Raw genomic sequence first — 19,679 nt, 5'->3', positions numbered from 1 at the left:
CCTTGATTGGGGCAGTAACTGCTGCCCCGATGGTTTTTATAAATTAAAAAAATGAGGAATATCAGAATGTCAGTAGAAACACTTTTCCCAGTTAAAGCACCTGTCCTTATACCGATCGTCAATCAAACCAAAAAATTTCCAGTCAACCGTATCTTTTGTATGGGACGCAACTATATGGCGCATGCTGCGGAAATGGGGGTGAGTGTAGATAAATCGACACAATCACCTTTTTATTTTTTAAAAGATGCGGCAGCTTATGTTCCATCGGGCAGTGAGATTCCCTATCCACTCAAAACTAAAAATTATCACCATGAAATTGAACTGGTAATTGCAATTGGTAAATCTGGGGTAAATATTCGCGCAGATCAAGCTTTTGATCATATATACGGTTATGCCTGTGGTCTGGATATGACACGTCGTGATGTACAGCTTATTGCACGTGATCAGGGCAAACCATGGGATTTGGGGAAAAATTTTGAACAGTCCGCAGTGTTATCCGATATTGTTCCAGCGTCGGAGGTAACAGTGGATGTAAATGCGGTAAATATTGAATTAAGGGTAAATGGTCAAACGACTCAGCGTTCAAATACCCAGCATTTGATTTGGAATATTGCTGAGATGATTGAAGATCTTTCCACTTATTATGAGTTGCAAGCAGGAGATTTAATTTTTACTGGTACGCCAGAAGGTGTCGGGCCTGTGGTGGTGGGAGATCTACTAGAAGGTTCTGTTGAGGGCGTCGCAGAGATTAAATTGCAAATTCGCTAAGATAAAAGAATCGTTAAGATAAAAATCCAGAATTTAGACAATGGATTTTGGTTTTTATTTGATTTGAATGGGTTAAAACAATCAAGCCATCACCAATGGAATGACTTGATTATCGACTTAGAAAACGTAACGAGCGGCAATAAATGGAGCACTATGTAATGCATTTCTATAAGGGTCTTTTCGGTTATCAATCTGATACTTGTTACGGAAATATTCATAACCGAAACCAAGTTTAAGGCCGTCTTTAGCGCCAACATCGTACATATAATTCATCTGAAAAAGGGTGGCCGGTTTGGCATCCTCGTTAAAATAGCCTGGACCCGTACTGCCAATAAAGTCGACAAAACCATCAACAAAGCCTTTGTCATGTAAGGGAAAACCAAAGTTGGCCCACAGTGCATAGGTTGGATCGAAATTGAACCGACCACCAGTGAAATTGTTGTTTACACTTTCATAGTACCAGTCTGCGCCGACTTCAAAATAACCTTTGGGAACATTGAAATCCATGCTTAAACCCGCACGAGCTTTAGTTGGGTTAGGTTCCATTGCTGAGTTTTTCAACCCCTTATCTACCCTTAAAGTCAGGTTGATATCACGGATCAGTTTGTTTTCAATTTTATTGTCAAAAATTGAATTATAGGAAAAGTAACGACGATAGAACGCATAGTATTCAGTCGCGCCACCATCACCATTTGCTTTAGGGTCTTTGTCATTGGATAGAAAAATGTTAGCAACCAATACATTACGTCCATACGGATCACCACTTAAATGGGTGAAATTTAGAATGGTTTTGGATACCTGATCGGGGTTGGCAGGCTCTCGGTATTGGTTACTCCATGAAACACTTGCCTGATTGCTTTGCCAGAACTCTGCATGGGTGGTTAAACTGAAACAGCTTAGGGTCACGCCATATAAAATATGTTTGGCGATATTATGCTTTAAAGATTTAAAATACATAGATGCGTCCTTGATCTTTATATTCGAATTTTAATTTTGACTGAATCTATTTATGCGTCTATTTATATTTAAAGATTGATTTATAATAAAAGGGTTATGGATTTAATTGGCTTGTGAATGGTAATTATATATAGTGGAATTTATCTAAAATAAATGGATTTTATATTGGGGGTGATATTATGGCGAAGATTGATCATTATTTACGTTCAAACCTGAAATTAAGACATTTACAATTATTGGTGACGCTGGATGAGATGCGACATATTGGAAAGGTCGCAAATTATTTAAATGTTACTCAGCCCGCAATTTCAAAAACGTTGGCAGACTTTGAAGAAGGGTTAAATATCAAACTCTTTGATCGCACCACAAGAGGAATGTTACCCACAGAAGCAGGTGTATGTTTGGTGAAATATGCTAAAAAAATTCTAAATGAAATCGCTTCTGCACGAGATGATTTGGTGGCAATCAGTGAAGGGCGGGCTACCCGTATTGCCATAGGGTTGTTGCCCGCAGTTTCACTGTCCATTCTTCCAAATTTTATCGCAAGAGTGGAAAATGAAATGGTTTCCACAAGTATTAACGCACGAGAGGGCAGCTCAGACGTCTTGATTTCATTGCTTCGTACAGGTGAGTTAGATGTGATGATCGGAAATCTAGCTGCAAAGCCACTGGGCATAGAATTTAGAACCAAGCATTTGTATAAAGATCCGATTGTGGTAGTGGTGAAAAAAGGGCATCCACTGGTGACCAAGCAGGATCTCACTTGGACAGATCTGTCAGAATTCCCAATGGTACTTCCACCTGAATTTGCCACCACTCGAATTGTGATCGAAGAATTCTTACTGTGTCAGCAAGTCAATTTATCCAAACGTTATGTGGAGTCTTTATCCACACTGACCAATATCGGGGTGCTACTGGCAACAGAATCGATTGGTTTTTTATCTTTTCAACTTGCCGATTATTTTAAAAAAGCCAATCTTGTAGATATTTTACCTTTGACGATGAAAAATATTTATATTGATATAGGCTTAGTTTGGTATACGGAAAGAACATTAACTCCATCGCAATTGAATATTATTTCAATGCTTGAAGATACGGTTTGTATTAGTAACTTAAAATAATAAAAATGCTCCATTTAATGAATTAATTTAAATTATAATTCACATTATTTTTTTAGTGTTTAATCACCCTATTATTCCTGAAAATATTTTCTTGATGATGACCTATTTAGATTCAGCACAAAATAATAGGATGGCGTACAAGTTTCTTCGGTATCATCAGATTAAAATTTTATCTGACGGCTTTTTTATAACCTATTTCCGTGCAATCAGCACATCAACTGGGGCAACCGGAAATCGCACATTCTCTATGGTTTCAATGTGCTGACAACCCAGTTGTTTTAAGCTGCGATAAATATCGTCCTTTTGTGGAACGTAATTGCCTTGCATACGCATATTGAGATAATAGCTTTGAATACCTGCATCATATTGAGATGGGTCAATTTCTGCATGACAACAAATCAATACACCATTGGGTGATAGAGCTGTAAGCAGTCTTTCTAAAATTAAAGCATAGTCATCAACAAAATGTAGTACAGAAGAGCACCAAATAATGTCGTATTGAGGTTGAGGTTGAGGTTGAGGTTGAGGTTTTAAAGTTTGAAAGTCCAGAGTTTGAAAGTCTAAGCTTTGCAAGTCCGCAGCTAAACAATGTAAGCGTTGGTGTGCTGGATGGTTTGCTAAAGTGGGACGAATTGCCTCGATGACATGCGGAAGTTCTAAAAGGGTACATTCAAGTTGAGTAAACTTTTCAGCCAAATGCATCGCAACCCGTCCAGCGCCAGCACCAACATCAAGAAAATGCTTTGCTGTTTTAAATTCACGGACTACGTCAGAAAGCACATCTGCAATGTGAACTGTAACAGCGTTTTGTTCTTGGGCAATTTGTATTTGAGCCGCTTGTGCCCATGCAGATCCGATTGTTTCTGGTGTTCGAGATTGGGTTTGGAAATCACGAGAAAAAGACACAGAAAGTTGACCAGCAACAGACTGAATCACTTGTTGGCGATATAACAACGCATCAGCACAATACTGATCTGATATTGGATCAAAGTAGTCTTTAAGTGCTGGTTTAATACGATAAAGCATAGCTTGTCTGGTTGGGTCAAACTGGGTGTCTAACAGTTGTAAACTGGCCAAGAGCTGTAATAGATAATCGGTATTTTGCGGATGCAAAGCATGTTTCTTTGCTAAGACTGTGGCATCTTCAAATTGAAATAATGATGCAAAGAGTTTCTTTTCAATTGAAAAATCTAAGGCTTGCGCCTGTATTTGTGACAGGTAAATTTGCCAAATGAAATGTAAAGGATGAGGTTGAGTTAGTATTTGTACGGCTTGATTTAGAGAAAGATTCATTAAAAGCACCTTTTAAAATTACATAGGCAATGCCGAGAACATTCAGTCTAGACATTCGATCCAAAGATACGATATGATGACTCAATAAATGAGAATGATTATTATTTATTATATGCGGATTATAGAAAATACTATGCGGAATGAAGTTTCCAGCTAGATGGAGGATTGAGTGATGACACAATTACATCATCGTCTGCGGGTTGATGTAGCGCGTTCGGTTCAAGAGATCTCTTCACGGCAACAATGTATTGGCTTGCCTGAAGATTTTGGTTATTGCTATGCAGACACTTTACAGATTGAAGATGGATTGTTGATTAACCAATTACACTATTGTCCTCAATATGCATTAGAAGAAGAAACCCAAGCAACACACCCAAACCCCGTGATGGTATTGACGGTTGGATTACAAGGGTGCTCAAAATATCAGAGTAAGAATGCAGAGCAGCTCAGTTTTAAAGCGGACCATATCAGTATCAACACTTTTCCATCCATTGAAGGAATACGTCACTATCAAAAACAACAGACGGTTTCTCAACTTCGCTTGATTATGACTTCGGAATTTTTGAGTAAATATCTAAGCTCACAACAGCTCAAGGCATTATTTCTCCCAAACCATATCAACCCAATCGCTTTTCAGCCTGTTTCAAGGACCAGTAAAGTCCATGCTTGCGCATTGGCACATTCACTGGTACAGCGCGACAACCAACCACAACATAGCTTACAACAACATATTCATGCACTGAGTTTGTTATCAGAACAGTTGCCGTTCATTGCGCCTGATGAATCAGCAGTCTCATCTGCAAACTTGAGTATGCAGGATGTGCAAAATTTGGAAAAAGCCAAAGCTTTAATGATCAATCAATTAGATCAAGCATTGACGATGCAGTATATCGCCGGTGTGATCGGTATGAATGTATATAAATTCAAAGCCTGTTTTATCAAGCTGTATGGGGTCAATCCGACTGAATATTTATTGCAATTGAGGATGCAACAAGCCCACAGCCTCCTTGAGTCAGGTTTGCACGTGGCTCAAGTGGCGTGGCAGGTGGGCTATCAATATCCCAATAATTTTACAGTTGCGTTTACTCGTTTTTATGGAAAATCACCCAAAGCATTATTTGCAAAAATAAATCTAAATGACATGAGGAATGCGTAATGAAAAAAATATCGCTTAACTTGCAAGATGAGATTGCAGACACGCTACTGATTACCTTATATGCCAAATCCGTTGAAACGCAGAAAAAAAATCCCTTAATCAATGATCAAACAGCCTGTGAGTTGGTGGAAAAAATTGATTATGATTTTTCAAAATATAAAAACAAGAAGGCCACGTCGGTTGGTGTTGCATTGCGTTCAACACATTTTGATCAGAAGGTTAAAGACTTTATTCAGCTTCATCATTATCTTAATCATCAGCCGATTATTGTATTTGTAGGCTGTGGTTTAGATAGCCGTATACAACGTATCGGTAACAGTGCTGAACATGCTGAGTTTTATCAATTGGATATTGCTGAAGTCATTGAGCAACGTCAGCAACTGATATCCGCGCATAAAAATGAACACTTTATTGCAAGTTCAATGTTATCGACCACGTGGATGGATCAATTAAAAGAAACGCATCCCAATGGTCATTTTATGTTTGTGATCGAAGGGGTATTGATGTACTTCAATCAAGCCCAAAATCAACAGGTGTTAACTGCTTTAGCCGAGCGGTTTTCAGGTGCTGAAATTCATTTTGACATGCTCAATGCTTGGATGAGTACTAAGTCTGCTTTACACGATACTGTAAGTAAAACCAAAGCCACATTTAAGTTTGGTTTGGATGATGAAAAAGACATTGAAACATGGCATCCCAAACTTAAGCATGTGCGGACCTATTTGTTTAATCAATTTAAAGGTTGGCATCGAATGGGATTGATGCTCACGACACTAATGTCAATTGTGCCAAAACTCAAAACTTCTTCACGTATTGTCATATTTAAAATTAGCTAGTGTATTTTAATTTTACTTGATCGAGCCATAGATCAAATTTAAAAGTATTAACGTTAAATGATATATGGCTTGGTTTTTAGTTGGATTGTTAACAGATAATCTCCAAGTCTGTAAGCCACAGTCTCCCTTATTGAAATAAAATACTGATTAAAACCAGCGTGAGTAACAGGATATAACCTCGCTCATGCATTTGATTAGATAATTTTCCGGTCCATTGTATTGCCAATTTCATGCCTAAAAAGCCGCCTATAATCAACGCAATTAAAGCAGGGTAGTAAAAATAGCCAATAAAATGCGTGCCTAGATGTTGTGGTTGGATAATTTGCCCAATGATCAAGGTGATACAACCTGCAATCGCAACCGGCATACTCAAAGGATTGGCTAGGGCAACCGATGAAGACATATCCAAACCACAGCGACGGAACAGCGGAACAGTCATTACACTGCCTCCGACACCCAACGCGGATGCAATCCCGCCGATAAAGATTCCGCCTAGACCTTGTTCTGTTTTGGTAAGTACTCTTATTGCTTGTGGATTTGAGTGGGGCTGTTTAAATTGACGAAGCAGACAATCAAAAATTGTAATACACAAATAGAGCGCAAAAGCCCATTTTAACAGGTGTGATGAAATATTCAGGGTAAGTAAAGTGCCTAAAATTGCGCCAGCAGCAATCCAATATGCGATTGGAAAAAGATATTGTTTGTGTATTTTTCGCTGTTTATATTGCTGATAAGTTGCCAATCCAGAGTTGATCACCATCAACAATAATGAGGTGGCAACTGCACTTTTAAAAGCTAAATCATAAGCGGTAGAATGAATTGGATATTGCATACGAATTGTCGAATAAACCAAAGGAACAACAACAAAGCCACCGGCAAAACCAAATAATATGGTGAGTATGCCACTGAAAAATCCTGCAACCAATAAAATAAGATAGAGTTCCATACACAGAGATCTTTGAAAATAAATACCAGTTTAAGGATTTCTCGATTGGTAAAATTTGTTATATTCCGCATTTAATTACTCAAATCAGACAGGGATATGAAACAAATCTCGATTCATAGTGTTGAGCATTTAAAACATAAAATGATTGCGATAGAAACGCAGTATGCTGAGTATTATGTGTTGAAGATGCACAGCCATAAACGAGCACAATTACTTTATGCTGCTCAGGGTGTGATGCATGTAGAAACACCACAAGGAAACTGGATCATTCCTCCTGAAAGGGCGGTGTGGATTCCACCGCAAGTTCCGCATCAACTGACTTTGTTTAATGTTAAAACCTGTAGTTTGTATATCCTTCCTGAAGATGTCCCTAGGCAGATTGAATGTTGCGAAGTGCTGTCAATTTCACCTTTGCTTCGACAATTACTTTTAAAAGCACCCGCGTTAAATGAACCGCTTTCAAGACATGATGAGCTGATTCAAGAATTGATTTTAACTGAGCTGGCTATTTCCGAAAAAATTGAACTGCATTTACCTTTGCCAGAAAATAAAGCCATTTTAGAAATTTGCCAAAAGTTCTTAAAGCAGCCCAATATTCATTTATCACCCGAAGAAATTTCGACACAACTTTATATCAGCGAGCGGCATTTTAGTCGGTTGTTTAAAAGTGAAGTTGGGATGTCTTTTTCAAAATGGCGACAACATGCTTGTGTATTGTTAAGTCTGGAAAAATTAATTCAAAATCAGCCGATACAGCACATTGCTTATGATTTTGGCTTTAAAAATCCTGCTGCATTCACCACCATGTTTCATCGCGTTTTGGGTTTAAGCCCGACTCAATATATGAGTCATCTGCAAAATAAAACATCCAAATAAAATACATTATTGTTTTTGACCAATCGTTATAAAAAATAAGCCTAACTTATCAGTGATGTGATTGATACAGTCGAATTATTAGAAAAAGCATGTTTTATTTAAAGGGTTATTCCTTTCATACATAGGTCACTAAAAGGAAAGCGTAAAAAAATAGTGATAAATATAAATGAAAATGATTATAATTAAGCTTCAAGTTTTTAGGTCATTGTTTAATGCAGTTTAATAAATCCTCCCTCGCATTTTCAGTTTTTGCCATCATGTTATCCACCGCTCATGCTGAGTCAGAATCAGATATAACGCAAAATGCTGTAAGCAATAAATTGCCAACGATTATCGTACAAGCAGACAGTGATAAAAAAGCTTATGCAGCAAAAACAGCAAGTGCGGTATTGCGATCTAAAGCGCCTTTATTTGAAACAGCTCAGTCGATTAGTGCGATCACCAATCAGCAAATTGAACAAAAGCAAGCAAAAACAGTAGCAGAAGCCTTAGAAGGTGTAGCAGGCGTGACCTCTGGTCAATATGGACGAAGAGGCTGGGATGACTTTATTATTCGTGGACAAATATCCAGTTCACAAACTTATATTGATGGGTTACGTATCCAAGCATCGGATAATGTTTTACGAGCGGAAGATATTTCAGGCTTAGAGTCTATTGAAGTGGTCAAAGGTCCCACCTCAGTTGGTTTCGGTTTGGCGCTGCCAGGCGGTTTAGTCAATTTAACCACCAAACGCCCACAAGCAGAAACCGCTTACAAAGGCACATTAAGTTATGGAAGCTATGGTTTAAAAGAAGGTACATTTGACCTAAATTATGCCCCTGATAATCGTGCAAAAGGCGCTTTTCGTATTGTAGGACGGGTCTCTGATCAAGATGACCCGACTGACCATGTTTATTTTAAAAATCAATATATTGCTCCATCTTACAATTTTGATTTAGGCGATAAAGATGATTTATCCGTCATTGCCAGCTATCAATACCGTGAATACATCCGTCAACAGGGCATTCCTTATAGCAAAGGCGATTATAAAAAATACCCTTCAAGCCTATTCTTTGGTGAACCTGATCATGGTTATGACGTCGATGTTTATCGTCTTGGTGCAAATTATGCGCACTACTTTGACAATGCTTGGGTGTTTAAACAAAATTTTGCGGTTACCAAAACTGATACCCAAGGCAATCCGATATTGGCATCAGGTAACAGTCCTTTACCAGACATTAAACGTTCTGTAAATAATCAAGATAAGCAAGATACCAACTATACTTTAGACAGCAACCTGCAACGTAATTTTGATTTTGGAAAGATCAATTACGATGTGATGGTGGGTGTCGATATGATGCGAGAGCGTAGTGATTACTATCGTAGAAACGATACCATCAACTCTTTTAATGCTAACCATCCAGTCTATGGAATCACCAGTACCAAACTGGGCGCGCCAACACAGCAATTGACCTATAGCCAATTTACGGGTCTTTATCTACGCAATACAATTAAAGTAGATGATCACTGGATTATTGGATTGTCTGGTCGACACGATTGGACTCAGGTTGAAATTGACGATGTATTAAAAAATAGCAACAGCAAAAACTCTGACAATGCATTTACGGGCAGTGGATCGGTGATGTATCGTATCAATGATATGTTTGCACCATATATCAGTTATTCAACCTCATTTATGCCTGTAACAGATGCTGGTGAAAATGGTCAATTGTTGAATCCTGAAGAGGGTAAACAGGCCGAAGTCGGGGTTAAGTTACAAGCACTGGATCAGCGTCTACAAGGCTATATTGCCTATTATGATCTGACCCGTAAAAATGTGACTGAAACAGATATCTCTCAGAAATTCTCAATCCAAACAGGTGAACAAGTCACCAAAGGTTTTGAAGCAGAAATAGCGGCGGCACTCACTGATCAATGGAATGCCACAGCAACCTATAGCTATATCCCAACAGCAAAAGTCACTGAAAGTGTGATTGCCAGTGATATTGGCAAACGGACCAATCATGTACCTAAAAATGCCAGTTCATTATCCACCCAGTACTATTTTAGCCCAGATAAATTAGGTTGGAATATTGGCGCAGGGATTCGTTATCAAGGTTCTCGAACAGCACAACGTAGTACAGATTTTGTCTACTTACCAAGTTATGCCTTATTTGATGTAAATGCGGGTTATGAAGCCAAGAATTGGGGCGCAGGTTTAACGATTAAAAACTTATTTGATAGAGAGTATCTGGCAGGGACCACACCAAATGCACAATTGGTCAATTGGGGAGATCCTATGATGGTTCGTCTGAATGTGAAATTTAAATATTAACAGTAGCTTAGTTTAGATGCTATTTTCACTATTTGAATTTAATGCTAAGACATAAGCTTTATGGGTATTGGAGACAATACCCATTTTTTTCAGTATAAAAAGTTGGAATTAAAGATACTCGGATTTATTAGAATAATGGCTAATCGAGTAAAAACCTTAAGATATTCAATTTAGAACAACACTATGTCTAATTTCTACCATCGTAATAAAAACCATTGCTCCTATTGAGAAGTGATTAAAAAGCTTAAATTAAGATGCAGTGAATGATGTCGATTATGCAGAGATCTGCTTGAAAAGCATTTTATGATTACAGCAATTCGATTTAAAACATTCTATAATTCAGGCCTATTTATTTTGCTGTATTTATCTAAATTTTTTTATGTCTCAGCTTTCCCAATACTTTGCGCAAAACCAATTTTGTTGTTTGGTGGAATATTTGCCTTCGATGCAAGAGCTATTGCCTGTAGCAACACAGCTGGCGGGCTTTCCTGTATGTATGACTTTGTCAGATCGAGTACGTTCAGATGACGATATTGCACTATTAATTGCTGCACAATCTTATCCGCAGCAGATTGAAAAAGTATTGCACTATGCAGGTAAAGGTCGAGATATACATGATTTTAATCTGTTTCTAGCGCAAGCTAAACAACACGGACAGCAAAATTTATTGTTACTGACTGGCGATAAGTTAAAACATCATCATGATGGGCAAGGTAGCCATGCTCGAACACGCTATTTAGAATCGGTGAATGCGGTCATCGCTGCCAAACAACAGGGCGGCTTTCATATTGGCGTTGCTTTGAATCCGTTTAAATATAGCCAAGCAGAAAAACAAGCGCAGTATTTAAAATTACATAAAAAACTACAAGCCGGCGCTGATTATATTATTACCCAGTTGGGCTTTGACCTCGTGGCACTTAAACAAGCGCATGAGTTTTTAATTGAAGAAAACTATACACAAAAAATTCTTGCTTGTGTGATGCCGCTGACTTTAGCACGAGCGAAATTTATGCTGAAACATAACGTTGCAGGTATTGTGATTACACCACATATGCTTGAAGTGTTGGCTCAAGAACATGATTCTGATCAAACTGAAAATACTTATTTACGTTGTGCTTTACAAATTTTGATTTGTCAGCATATTGGTTATGCTGGTGTGCATCTTTCTGCGTGCCATAAAGCCGATGAGCAAGCGATTTTAACTAGTTATATTGAACAGTATCAACATCTTGATCTTAAACAATGTGAACAATTATGGACTCAATTATGGCAGCTTAAAACGGGCAATGAATTACGCCCAGCTGCTGTAGAAAAGTCTAAGCTGAGTAATTTGCATCAGAAAGTGAAATATCAATTTTTAGATACCATTCACAGTACCATGTTTAATTCCAGTTTGGTCAAAGGGCTGGGTGCTTATATTTTTAGTGCGAATTTTTGGAATAAAGCCCTTGCAGCAAAAATACTATTACAAGCGGAATATTTGAGTAAGCACTTTATTGTCGGGTGTGAGAGCTGTGGTCAGTGTCGGCTGGCTGAAACCTTATATATTTGCCCTGAAACTTGCCCTAAAGGTCTGGCAAATGGTCCATGCGGTGGCACACATTTAGACCGTTGTGAATTTGGGGATCGAGAGTGTATACACTCTATCAAAGCTCGATTGGCTGAAGAGGTCGATCAAATTCAGGTATTAAAAAAACAGCTGATTCCAACTGTACCGATAGAAGTACGTGGAACCAGCTCTTGGAAAAACTGGTATGTGAAGCAGTGATAAAGGGACGAGTTTGAATAAATTAATTTTCCTCGTCCATCGCATTGGTATAAAACTTTTCACCTAATTTGATTCGGTCACGACCGTTTTTCATACGCCAGCGATTGGTATCTCGCAGTGAATAAACACAGCCACAGTATTCTTGTTGGTAAAATTCTTCACGTTTGCTGATTTCGATCATACGATGTGCACCGCCGCTTTTGCGCCAGTTATAATCCCAATATTCAATTTGTGGGTAATGTGCGGCAGCTCGAATTCCACAGCCGTTAATTTGTTGCATATCTTTCCAACGCGATATGCCCAATGAACTGCTGATTAAACTAAATCCATGTTCGTGTGCGTAGAGTGCGGTTCTCTCAAAACGCATATCGAAACACATGGTACAACGGATGCCTTTTTCAGGCTCATTTTCCATACCTTTGGCACGTTCAAACCAATTGTCTGTATCGTAGTCACAGTCAATAAATGGAATATTATGCTTCTCAGCAAAGCGAATATTTTCTTCTTTGCGAATTAAATATTCTTTGACTGGATGAATATTTGGATTATAGAAAAAAATTGAAAAGTCGATGCCTGATTCAATTAAGGTTTCCATGACTTCACCTGAGCACGGCGCGCAACATGAATGCAGCAACAATTTGTCGTGGCCTTGGGGGAGTGTGAGCTTTTGGCGTTCCAGAGTCATGCTAAACAATATAAAAAATGAATAATCTTCTATTGTAAAAGTTTTAAAGTCTTGTGGTGCTTGAATTCACTGAAATGTTTTCAGTCTATGCTGAAAGTTTTTAAGGATGATATTTTAAATCGCCAGATTTCGTTCATTCAAAAATGGAGTGATTTAATTGTATGGATGAGTAGAAGTATCCTCAATGTTTTACGTATTATTTAAAAATGAATAAAAATAACAAATTTTAAATTTAAGTGAAAATAATTAAACATAAACGCCATCAATCCGTTATGCTATAGCCAGATCACCTTTAACATATTAATTTGGTAATGACGGAATGTTAGAACTTCGACATCTAAAAACACTCACTGCTTTACGTGAACATGGTTCATTGGTTGCGGCAGCAGGAGATTTGTGTTTAACACCTTCTGCTTTATCACACCAGCTTCGAGAGTTAGATCAATGGTTTGGTGTCGAAGTGGTGAATCGTCGCTCACGTCCAGTGAGTTTTTCTAATGTTGGTCAACGATTACTGAAACTTGCTGATGATATTTTGCCACAAGTGCAAATTGCCCAGTCTGATATTACCCGTATTGTACATGGGCAAACGGGACGAATCGTTTTCTCTTCTGAATGCCACAGTTGTTTTGATTGGCTTATGCCATTGCTGAATCAGTATCGTCAACAATACCCAGATGTAGATTTAGATTTTGCCTCAGGATTTGAAGCCAATCCGCATGAGTTATTACAAACTGGTGAGTTTGATTTATTAATTACAGCAGATCCAATTGCGCTAAAAGGGGTAGAGTATTTTCCAATTTTTGAATATGAATCGCGATTGGTGCTCTCAATCACGCATCCTTTGGCGCGAATGAAAGAAATTACGGTGCAAGAGTTGGCGGAAGAAACTTTGGTGACCTATCCAGTGGATAAACATCGACTGGATATCATGTCGAGATTATTTATTCCTGCCAATATTCAGCCAAAACATATTCGCACCACAGACTTAACTCAAATGTTGATTCAACTTGTGGCAAGTGGTCATGGTATCGCAGCACTGCCTGATTGGGTGGTCAATGAATATGAGCAAAAGGGCTGGGTGGTTTCTCGCCGTTTAGATTGTGTCGCGCCTGAAGGTTTACGTCGAACCTTATATGCAGGTTATCGTGTAGAAGAAAAAGAAAAAGATTATTTTGATGGCTTTCTCAAGCAATTGGATAAATTCTCGAAAAAAAGAGCAACGTATTACTAAAATGTATTATTAATGAGTCATCGTGTAGTACCTACTTGCTAAGTACCATGAATCATTTTAGCACGCGCTGACTCAGGTTGGTTTTGGCCTGAATGAGCGCGTGTTTTTTATCGTGTGTTTCCGCTATATTCCTGAATTATCTTCTTAAGCAGAATATGAGCAAAAACAAAGCTTGGCTTTGTTTGCAGCGCAAGGTTTGCCATGCCCTACGCCAACCTATCGACGAACTTAAATATTTTTGCGCTGTGTTGTTTCTTTGACAGGTTTCTTTTAGAAAAGGAATTTATTAGAGATGGCTTTCAATTAGAGACCGTTTATTTAGAGCGGATTTTTATTTAACACCTTTGCCATTTTTTAGCTCATTAATAACTCATTTTTGCTTTCGATGTCCTGAAATGCACTCTTATCGCACAAAATTAGTATTACTAAAGCCTAAAAACGTAATACTCAATTGGCACATCCTTTGCATCAAATAAAATTATAAAAAGTGATCTAGGGTTCCGATACTTGTCTAAAAGAGTATGTCTGGACCGAGAGTTCGCGGTTCGAAAGAACTACACGGAGGGATAAAAGCCCGGGAGGAAGTCAATAAACTATCCGAACAGGAGTGGCTATGCATACGACAAATTATCATGATCAACAGGTCATTTGGTCTGAAAAATTACCCGGTGGACATCACTGGTCAGGTCGCATTCCCAAAGGAAGCGTACTTCAATTTAAAGCTTTATCTGCCGATGCCAACGTCTCTTTATTTTGTGTGAATGCCCATGACAGACTTGAGCGTTTTAATATGCCAGATAGTTTAAAAGGGCAACATACTGCTTTTTTAACTCAAGGTCATGTGTTGTATTCCGATTTGGGGCGGGTTATGGCCTCAATTATTCATGATGATCATGGCTGGAATGACGCTTTGTGTGGTCCAAGTCGTCCAGAACAAATCCAAGCTACTTTTGGAGTAAAGACATTCCAAGATGCCCGAAATCAAATGATTCAAAATGGTCTAGATGGTTTGCTGATTGAAATGAGCAAATATTCACTTGGGCAAATCGACCTTAGCGCAACAGTGAATTTATTTTCAAAAGTGACCCCAGATGATGCCGGTGCATTGTCTTATATTGGCTCAGACAATACTGGGCAAATCATTGAACTGCGTTTTGAAATGGATTGTTTTGTATTCTTATCGGCTGCACCGCATGGTTTAGATCATTCAGCGCAATATGCCCCCGCTGATATAGAAATGGGTCTTTTTACCGCATTGCCCTTAACAGAAAACGATATTTGTCGAGACTCATGTCCGCAAAATCAACGTGTATTTGACAATAACCAGCGTTATTACGCGCTGAGTTCATCTCACAACACACGCATTTAAGGACAATCAGCATGAGCATTTTAACTTCAATCGAAAAACCTATTTTAGATCAAGCCTTGTTAAATGAAGTGTGTCCTGCGGGTGAAGCATGGATGGGCGAAGTAAAAAAAGGCCAATATTTCCGTATTGTTGATTTAGAAGGCAATCAAGCCGTCGATACCTTATTTATTTCAGCAGAAAACCCAGCAGAACGTTATAGCGCAACAGATACTCTGGCCATTAATCAGCATGTTTACCTTGAAAAAGGGACAACCTTATACAGTAATTTAGGCCGTGCAATTGCGGTGATTGTCGATGATAACTGCGGTCGTCATGACACCTTAGGCGGTGCCTGTTCATGTGAAAGTAATACGGTTCGCTATGCGCATGACACTTATCCTATGCACAGTTGCCGTAATAATTTTATGTATGCATTAGCCAAACATCCAATTGCACAAAAACATCAGTTAAACGTTCGGCACATCGGCCCCAATATTAATTTCTTTATGAATGTGCCTGTCAGCTCGGACGGCCATTTAACCTTTGCTGATGGTATTTCTGCCGCTGGAAAATATGTGGAAATTCAAGCAGAGATGGATTTGATCGTACTGATTTCAAATTGCCCGCAATTAAATAACCCATGTAATGGCTATAACCCAACGAAAATTCAATTGCTGGTACACAATGGTATGGGAGCATAAATATGTTTAATAAAGTTCTTATTGCCAATCGTGGTGCAATCGCTTGTCGTGTGATTCGTACACTTAAAAAACTTGGCATTGCTTCCGTCGCTGTTTACTCAGAAGCTGACCAAGATTCTTTACATGTGACTTTAGCCGACGAGGCATTTTGTATTGGTGCTGCACCAGCACAACAAAGTTATTTAAATATTGAAAAAATTCTAGAAATTGCCAAGCAAACTGGCGCTGAAGCAATCCATCCGGGTTATGGTTTTTTGTCTGAAAACGCGGAGTTTTGTGACCTATGTGAAAGTCAGGGTATTGCCTTTATAGGGCCAACCTCAAGCCAAATGCTGGATTTTGGTCTAAAACATACGGCGCGCGAACTGGCGATTAAAAGCCAAGTGCCACTGTTGCCGGGGAGTTCTTTGCTTTCTGGTGAATCAGAAGCAGTCACCGAAGCAGCACGTATTGGCTATCCTGTGATGTTAAAAAGTACTGCAGGTGGTGGTGGTATCGGTATGCGTTTGGTTTGGGATGAAGCTGAACTCAAAGACGCTTATCAAACCGTTTCGTATTTGGCCCAAGCCAACTTTAAAGATGCAGGTTTGTACTTAGAAAAATTTGTGCAGCATGCTCGACATATTGAAGTGCAAATTTTTGGTGATGGAAAAGGGCAGGTGTTGGCTTTAGGAGAACGCGACTGTTCTGTACAACGTCGTAATCAAAAAGTCATAGAGGAAACACCCGCACCGCATTTAACCGATGAGCAACGTGACTATATTCAAACTGTCGCAATTCAACTTATGCAATCTGTGAATTATCGTTCAGCAGGTACGGTTGAGTTTGTGATGGATACTGAAACCGAGCAGTTCTATTTCTTAGAGGTGAATACCCGTCTACAAGTTGAGCATGGCGTGACGGAACAAGTCTATGCTGTAGATCTGGTTGAATGGATGGTGACTTTGGCCAGTGGTGATTGGACAGCACCCACTGAAAAATTAGCGTCAAAAGGACATTCGATTCAAGTTCGGTTATATGCGGAAGATCCGATTAAACAATTTCAACCCAGCGCAGGCTTGCTGACCTATGTGCAATTTGATCAGAATGCACGGGTCGAAACATGGGTCGAAACTGGTTCAACTGTATCTTCATTTTATGATCCTATGCTTGCCAAAATCATTGTGACGGCGTCAGATCGAGATGCAGCGATCCAAGCCATGCAATCTAGTTTGGCAGATACACAGATTGCAGGAATTGAAACCAATCTGGAATACCTACAAAATATTATTGCGGGTGAGGTGTTTAATTCAGGGACACAAACCACACGCTTCTTAAATAACTTTGTATGGAAAACCCAAAAAATTGAGGTTTTACAATCCGGTATTCAAACCGCAATTCAGGATATTACTGGTCGTTTAGGGTATTGGGATGTGGGTGTCCCACCATCCGGTGCAATTGATCCTTTAAGTTTAAATGTCGCCAACCAACTTTTAGGCAATCCATATAATACTTCTGGATTGGAATGTACCTTACAAGGGCCAAGTTTAAAGTTTCATTGTGATAGTCAAATTGTGATTACTGGTGGCGACATGCCATCTAAACTGGATGGCGTACTGGTTCCAATGTGGCAAACCGTAAATGTTAAAAAAGGTCAGGTGTTAAAGTGTGGAACAATGAGCACTGGATGCCGAAGCTATATTGGGATCAAAGGTGGTTTCCATGTTCCCGAATATTTAGGATCAAAAGCAACCTTTACACTGGGGCAGTTTGGTGGGCATGCAGGGCGTAATTTATTAATTGGCGATATGCTTGCGATTACTGAATATTCATCTGATCAAAGCAAAAGTTTAGCCGCAGACCAAATCCCTAAATTTGCGCGTCATTGGGAAATTGCAGTGATGTATGGTCCGCATGGCGCACCAGATTTCTTTACCAAAAACGATATTGATAGATTCTTTAGCAACCAGTTTGAGATTCACTATAATTCCAGTCGTACCGGTATTCGTTTAATTGGCCCAAAACCTGAGTGGGCACGTGAAGATGGCGGTGAAGCAGGTTTACATCCATCAAATATCCATGACAATGCTTATGCAATTGGTGCGATTGATTTTACAGGCGACATGCCGATCATCTTAGGGCCTGATGGTCCAAGCTTAGGTGGTTTTGTTTGTCCAGCAGTGGTGATTCATTCTGAACTTTGGAAAATTGGTCAACTTAAAGCAGGCGATAAAGTTAAATTTATTCCTATCAGTTATGCGCAAGCAAAAGCCTTGGATCAAACATATCATCAAAGTCTTATTGCTTCTGACACAGATGCGGTAAATTTTAATCCTGTATTCCACGCGGAAAATGACACATTAGAAAATGCTGTTTTAGCCACACGCGTAGCACAAGCAGATTTACCGAGTGTGACTTATCGACCTGCGGGGAATAGCTATTTATTAGTTGAATATGGTGATCTGGTTTTAGACTTAAATTTACGTTTCCGTATTCATGCTTTGATGCAATGGGTAAAAGAGCAGAATATCCACGGAATTATTGATCTCACCCCGGGGATTCGTTCATTACAAATTCATTTTGATTCAATTCAAATTGATCAACTTGAGCTCTTGGAAAAACTTCAACATGCGGAAGCGGAACTGCCGGATATACACAATATGCAAGTGCCTTCACGGACCGTGTATTTACCACTGGCATGGGAAGATTCACAAACCCAATTGGCGACTGAGCGCTATACACAAATCGTCCGTCCTGATGCGCCGTGGTGCCCTGATAATATTGAATTTATTCGTCGTATCAATGGCCTAGCATCAAAGCAAGCGGTAAAAGATGTGGTCTATAGTGCCAATTATCTGGTCATGGGATTGGGTGATGTCTATTTAGGTGCGCCCGTAGCCACACCACTTGATCCGCGTCAGCGTTTGGTCACAACAAAATATAACCCTGCAAGAACTTGGACACCAGAAAATGCTGTTGGTATCGGTGGGGCATATATGTGTGTTTATGGTATGGAAGGTCCCGGGGGCTATCAATTTGTGGGACGTACCACACAAATGTGGAGCCGTTATCGTAAAAATGCCAATTTTGAAGCTGGCAAGCCGTGGTTATTACGCTTCTTTGATCAGGTTAAATTCTATGAGGTTTCAGAAGCAGAATTACTACAAATGCGTGAAGATTTTAAAGCAGGGCGTTTGCAACTGCGTATTGAAGAGGGTGTGCTTAATCTTAAAGAATACAATGATTTCCTTGCTGCAAATCAGGACAGTATTCATGCTTTTAAACAGACTCAACAAGCCAACTTTGAGGCAGAGCGCCGTCGTTGGCATGCCGCAGGTTTACAAGAATATGTATCTGAAAGTTTAGATACTGTAGAGGATGGTGAAGCGGTCAGTATTCCCGAAGGTGGTTGTGCAGTTGAATCACATATGCCAGGTTCAATTTGGAAAATCGAATGTGCTTCTGGAGATATTGTTGAAGAAGGTGCAACCCTTGCGGTGATTGAAGCGATGAAAATTGAAATTCCGATTGTTGCACCTGAACGGATGAAGGTAGAAGCCATCACCATTGAAAAAGGCCAGACGGTTAAGACTGGACAGGTGTTGTTTACCTTGGCACCTGTAGCCTGATTAAATAAAAAGAGCCACCTAAGGGTGGTTTTTTATTGACATTTTATTTAGAAATTAATAAATTGGC

At 39.2% G+C, this 19,679-nt stretch carries 15 protein-coding genes and 1 riboswitch; of the genes, 11 read left to right on the top strand and 4 right to left on the bottom strand.

Translation table 11 applies throughout. The features are described from left to right. Nucleotides 1-66: 66 nt before the first annotated feature. Nucleotides 67-768, top strand: a complete 702-nt coding sequence (locus MTO68_RS15740; RefSeq protein WP_244013358.1) for a fumarylacetoacetate hydrolase family protein — start codon at nt 67-69, stop codon at nt 766-768. Nucleotides 769-885: 117 nt separating this feature from the next. Here the strand turns inward: MTO68_RS15740 and MTO68_RS15735 are convergent, their stop codons facing one another. Then, nucleotides 886-1,725: a hypothetical protein gene (locus tag MTO68_RS15735; RefSeq protein ID WP_244013356.1), complete on the bottom strand. Its 840-nt coding sequence runs from the start codon at nt 1,723-1,725 to the stop codon at nt 886-888. A gap of 179 nt (nt 1,726-1,904) precedes the next feature. Here MTO68_RS15735 and MTO68_RS15730 point away from each other — a divergent pair, with 179 nt between their 5' ends. Then, nucleotides 1,905-2,846: a LysR substrate-binding domain-containing protein gene (locus MTO68_RS15730; protein ID WP_244013354.1), complete on the top strand. Its 942-nt coding sequence runs from the start codon at nt 1,905-1,907 to the stop codon at nt 2,844-2,846. A gap of 192 nt (nt 2,847-3,038) precedes the next feature. Here MTO68_RS15730 and MTO68_RS15725 read toward each other — a convergent pair whose 3' ends face one another. Then, nucleotides 3,039-4,139, bottom strand: a complete 1,101-nt coding sequence (locus tag MTO68_RS15725; protein WP_244013352.1) for a class I SAM-dependent methyltransferase — start codon at nt 4,137-4,139, stop codon at nt 3,039-3,041. 172 nt (nt 4,140-4,311) lie between these two features. Between MTO68_RS15725 and MTO68_RS15720 the strand changes: the two genes are divergently transcribed. Together MTO68_RS15720 and MTO68_RS15715 are read left to right on the top strand one after the other, a co-directional pair. Then, nucleotides 4,312-5,295 carry an AraC family transcriptional regulator gene (locus tag MTO68_RS15720; protein ID WP_244013350.1) on the top strand — a complete coding sequence of 328 codons (984 nt, stop codon included), beginning with the start codon at nt 4,312-4,314 and terminating at the stop codon, nt 5,293-5,295. Further along, nucleotides 5,295-6,131 (top strand): class I SAM-dependent methyltransferase, encoded by an 837-nt coding sequence (locus MTO68_RS15715; RefSeq protein ID WP_034618319.1) that lies wholly within the window; start codon nt 5,295-5,297, stop codon nt 6,129-6,131. The genes MTO68_RS15720 and MTO68_RS15715 overlap by 1 nt, the downstream gene beginning before the upstream one ends. A gap of 127 nt (nt 6,132-6,258) precedes the next feature. Here the strand turns inward: MTO68_RS15715 and MTO68_RS15710 are convergent, their stop codons facing one another. Then, nucleotides 6,259-7,077, bottom strand: coding sequence for a sulfite exporter TauE/SafE family protein (locus MTO68_RS15710; protein WP_244013348.1), 819 nt, complete (start codon nt 7,075-7,077; stop codon nt 6,259-6,261). 96 nt (nt 7,078-7,173) lie between these two features. On the opposite strand from MTO68_RS15710, the gene MTO68_RS15705 reads away from it, so the two are divergent. The 3 genes from MTO68_RS15705 (at nt 7,174) to MTO68_RS15695 (ending at nt 12,036) form a co-directional block, all read left to right on the top strand. Then, on the top strand, nt 7,174-7,953 hold the full coding sequence (locus MTO68_RS15705) for a helix-turn-helix transcriptional regulator (protein WP_034611840.1): 780 nt from the start codon (nt 7,174-7,176) through the stop codon (nt 7,951-7,953). A gap of 212 nt (nt 7,954-8,165) precedes the next feature. Beyond that, entirely contained in the window at nt 8,166-10,268 is a 2,103-nt protein-coding gene (locus tag MTO68_RS15700; RefSeq protein WP_244013346.1) for a TonB-dependent siderophore receptor, read from the top strand. 379 nt (nt 10,269-10,647) lie between these two features. Further along, nucleotides 10,648-12,036, top strand: a complete 1,389-nt coding sequence (locus tag MTO68_RS15695) for a methylenetetrahydrofolate reductase C-terminal domain-containing protein (RefSeq protein ID WP_244013344.1) — start codon at nt 10,648-10,650, stop codon at nt 12,034-12,036. Nucleotides 12,037-12,058: 22 nt separating this feature from the next. Here the strand turns inward: MTO68_RS15695 and MTO68_RS15690 are convergent, their stop codons facing one another. Next, on the bottom strand, nt 12,059-12,721 hold the full coding sequence (locus tag MTO68_RS15690) for an epoxyqueuosine reductase QueH (RefSeq protein WP_081401080.1): 663 nt from the start codon (nt 12,719-12,721) through the stop codon (nt 12,059-12,061). A 319-nt stretch (nt 12,722-13,040) separates the two neighbouring features. On the opposite strand from MTO68_RS15690, the gene MTO68_RS15685 reads away from it, so the two are divergent. The 4 genes from MTO68_RS15685 to uca all read left to right on the top strand — a co-directional run bounded on the left by MTO68_RS15685 (nt 13,041) and on the right by uca (nt 19,612). Beyond that, complete coding sequence (locus tag MTO68_RS15685) at nt 13,041-13,955, top strand: LysR family transcriptional regulator (RefSeq protein ID WP_004724679.1); 915 nt, start codon at nt 13,041-13,043, stop codon at nt 13,953-13,955. A gap of 481 nt (nt 13,956-14,436) precedes the next feature. Further along, nucleotides 14,437-14,538: riboswitch (guanidine-I (ykkC/yxkD leader) on the top strand. A gap of 30 nt (nt 14,539-14,568) precedes the next feature. Then, nucleotides 14,569-15,324, top strand: coding sequence for an urea amidolyase associated protein UAAP1 (locus MTO68_RS15680; RefSeq protein WP_244013342.1), 756 nt, complete (start codon nt 14,569-14,571; stop codon nt 15,322-15,324). A gap of 11 nt (nt 15,325-15,335) precedes the next feature. Next, nucleotides 15,336-16,004, top strand: a complete 669-nt coding sequence (locus MTO68_RS15675) for an urea amidolyase associated protein UAAP2 (RefSeq protein ID WP_244013340.1) — start codon at nt 15,336-15,338, stop codon at nt 16,002-16,004. A gap of 2 nt (nt 16,005-16,006) precedes the next feature. Then, on the top strand, nt 16,007-19,612 hold the full coding sequence (gene uca, locus MTO68_RS15670; RefSeq protein WP_244013338.1) for an urea carboxylase: 3,606 nt from the start codon (nt 16,007-16,009) through the stop codon (nt 19,610-19,612). Nucleotides 19,613-19,679: the final 67 nt, after the last annotated feature.

This window comes from Acinetobacter sp. NyZ410, assembly GCF_022828975.1.
GTDB lineage: Bacteria > Pseudomonadota > Gammaproteobacteria > Pseudomonadales > Moraxellaceae > Acinetobacter > Acinetobacter guillouiae.
This window is presented reverse-complemented; position numbering and strand designations above follow the sequence as displayed.

Excerpts from the sequence above, each read along its gene's own strand:
- MTO68_RS15740 (WP_244013358.1), top strand. The coding sequence starts at position 67 with ATGTCAGTAGAAACACTTTTCCCAGTTAAAGCACCTGTCCTTATACCG.
- MTO68_RS15735 (WP_244013356.1), bottom strand. The coding sequence starts at position 1,725 with ATGTATTTTAAATCTTTAAAGCATAATATCGCCAAACATATTTTATAT.
- MTO68_RS15730 (WP_244013354.1), top strand. The coding sequence starts at position 1,905 with ATGGCGAAGATTGATCATTATTTACGTTCAAACCTGAAATTAAGACAT.
- MTO68_RS15725 (WP_244013352.1), bottom strand. The coding sequence starts at position 4,139 with ATGAATCTTTCTCTAAATCAAGCCGTACAAATACTAACTCAACCTCAT.
- MTO68_RS15720 (WP_244013350.1), top strand. The coding sequence starts at position 4,312 with ATGACACAATTACATCATCGTCTGCGGGTTGATGTAGCGCGTTCGGTT.
- MTO68_RS15715 (WP_034618319.1), top strand. The coding sequence starts at position 5,295 with ATGAAAAAAATATCGCTTAACTTGCAAGATGAGATTGCAGACACGCTA.
- MTO68_RS15710 (WP_244013348.1), bottom strand. The coding sequence starts at position 7,077 with ATGGAACTCTATCTTATTTTATTGGTTGCAGGATTTTTCAGTGGCATA.
- MTO68_RS15705 (WP_034611840.1), top strand. The coding sequence starts at position 7,174 with ATGAAACAAATCTCGATTCATAGTGTTGAGCATTTAAAACATAAAATG.
- MTO68_RS15700 (WP_244013346.1), top strand. The coding sequence starts at position 8,166 with ATGCAGTTTAATAAATCCTCCCTCGCATTTTCAGTTTTTGCCATCATG.
- MTO68_RS15695 (WP_244013344.1), top strand. The coding sequence starts at position 10,648 with ATGTCTCAGCTTTCCCAATACTTTGCGCAAAACCAATTTTGTTGTTTG.
- MTO68_RS15690 (WP_081401080.1), bottom strand. The coding sequence starts at position 12,721 with ATGACTCTGGAACGCCAAAAGCTCACACTCCCCCAAGGCCACGACAAA.
- MTO68_RS15685 (WP_004724679.1), top strand. The coding sequence starts at position 13,041 with ATGTTAGAACTTCGACATCTAAAAACACTCACTGCTTTACGTGAACAT.
- MTO68_RS15680 (WP_244013342.1), top strand. The coding sequence starts at position 14,569 with ATGCATACGACAAATTATCATGATCAACAGGTCATTTGGTCTGAAAAA.
- MTO68_RS15675 (WP_244013340.1), top strand. The coding sequence starts at position 15,336 with ATGAGCATTTTAACTTCAATCGAAAAACCTATTTTAGATCAAGCCTTG.
- uca (WP_244013338.1), top strand. The coding sequence starts at position 16,007 with ATGTTTAATAAAGTTCTTATTGCCAATCGTGGTGCAATCGCTTGTCGT.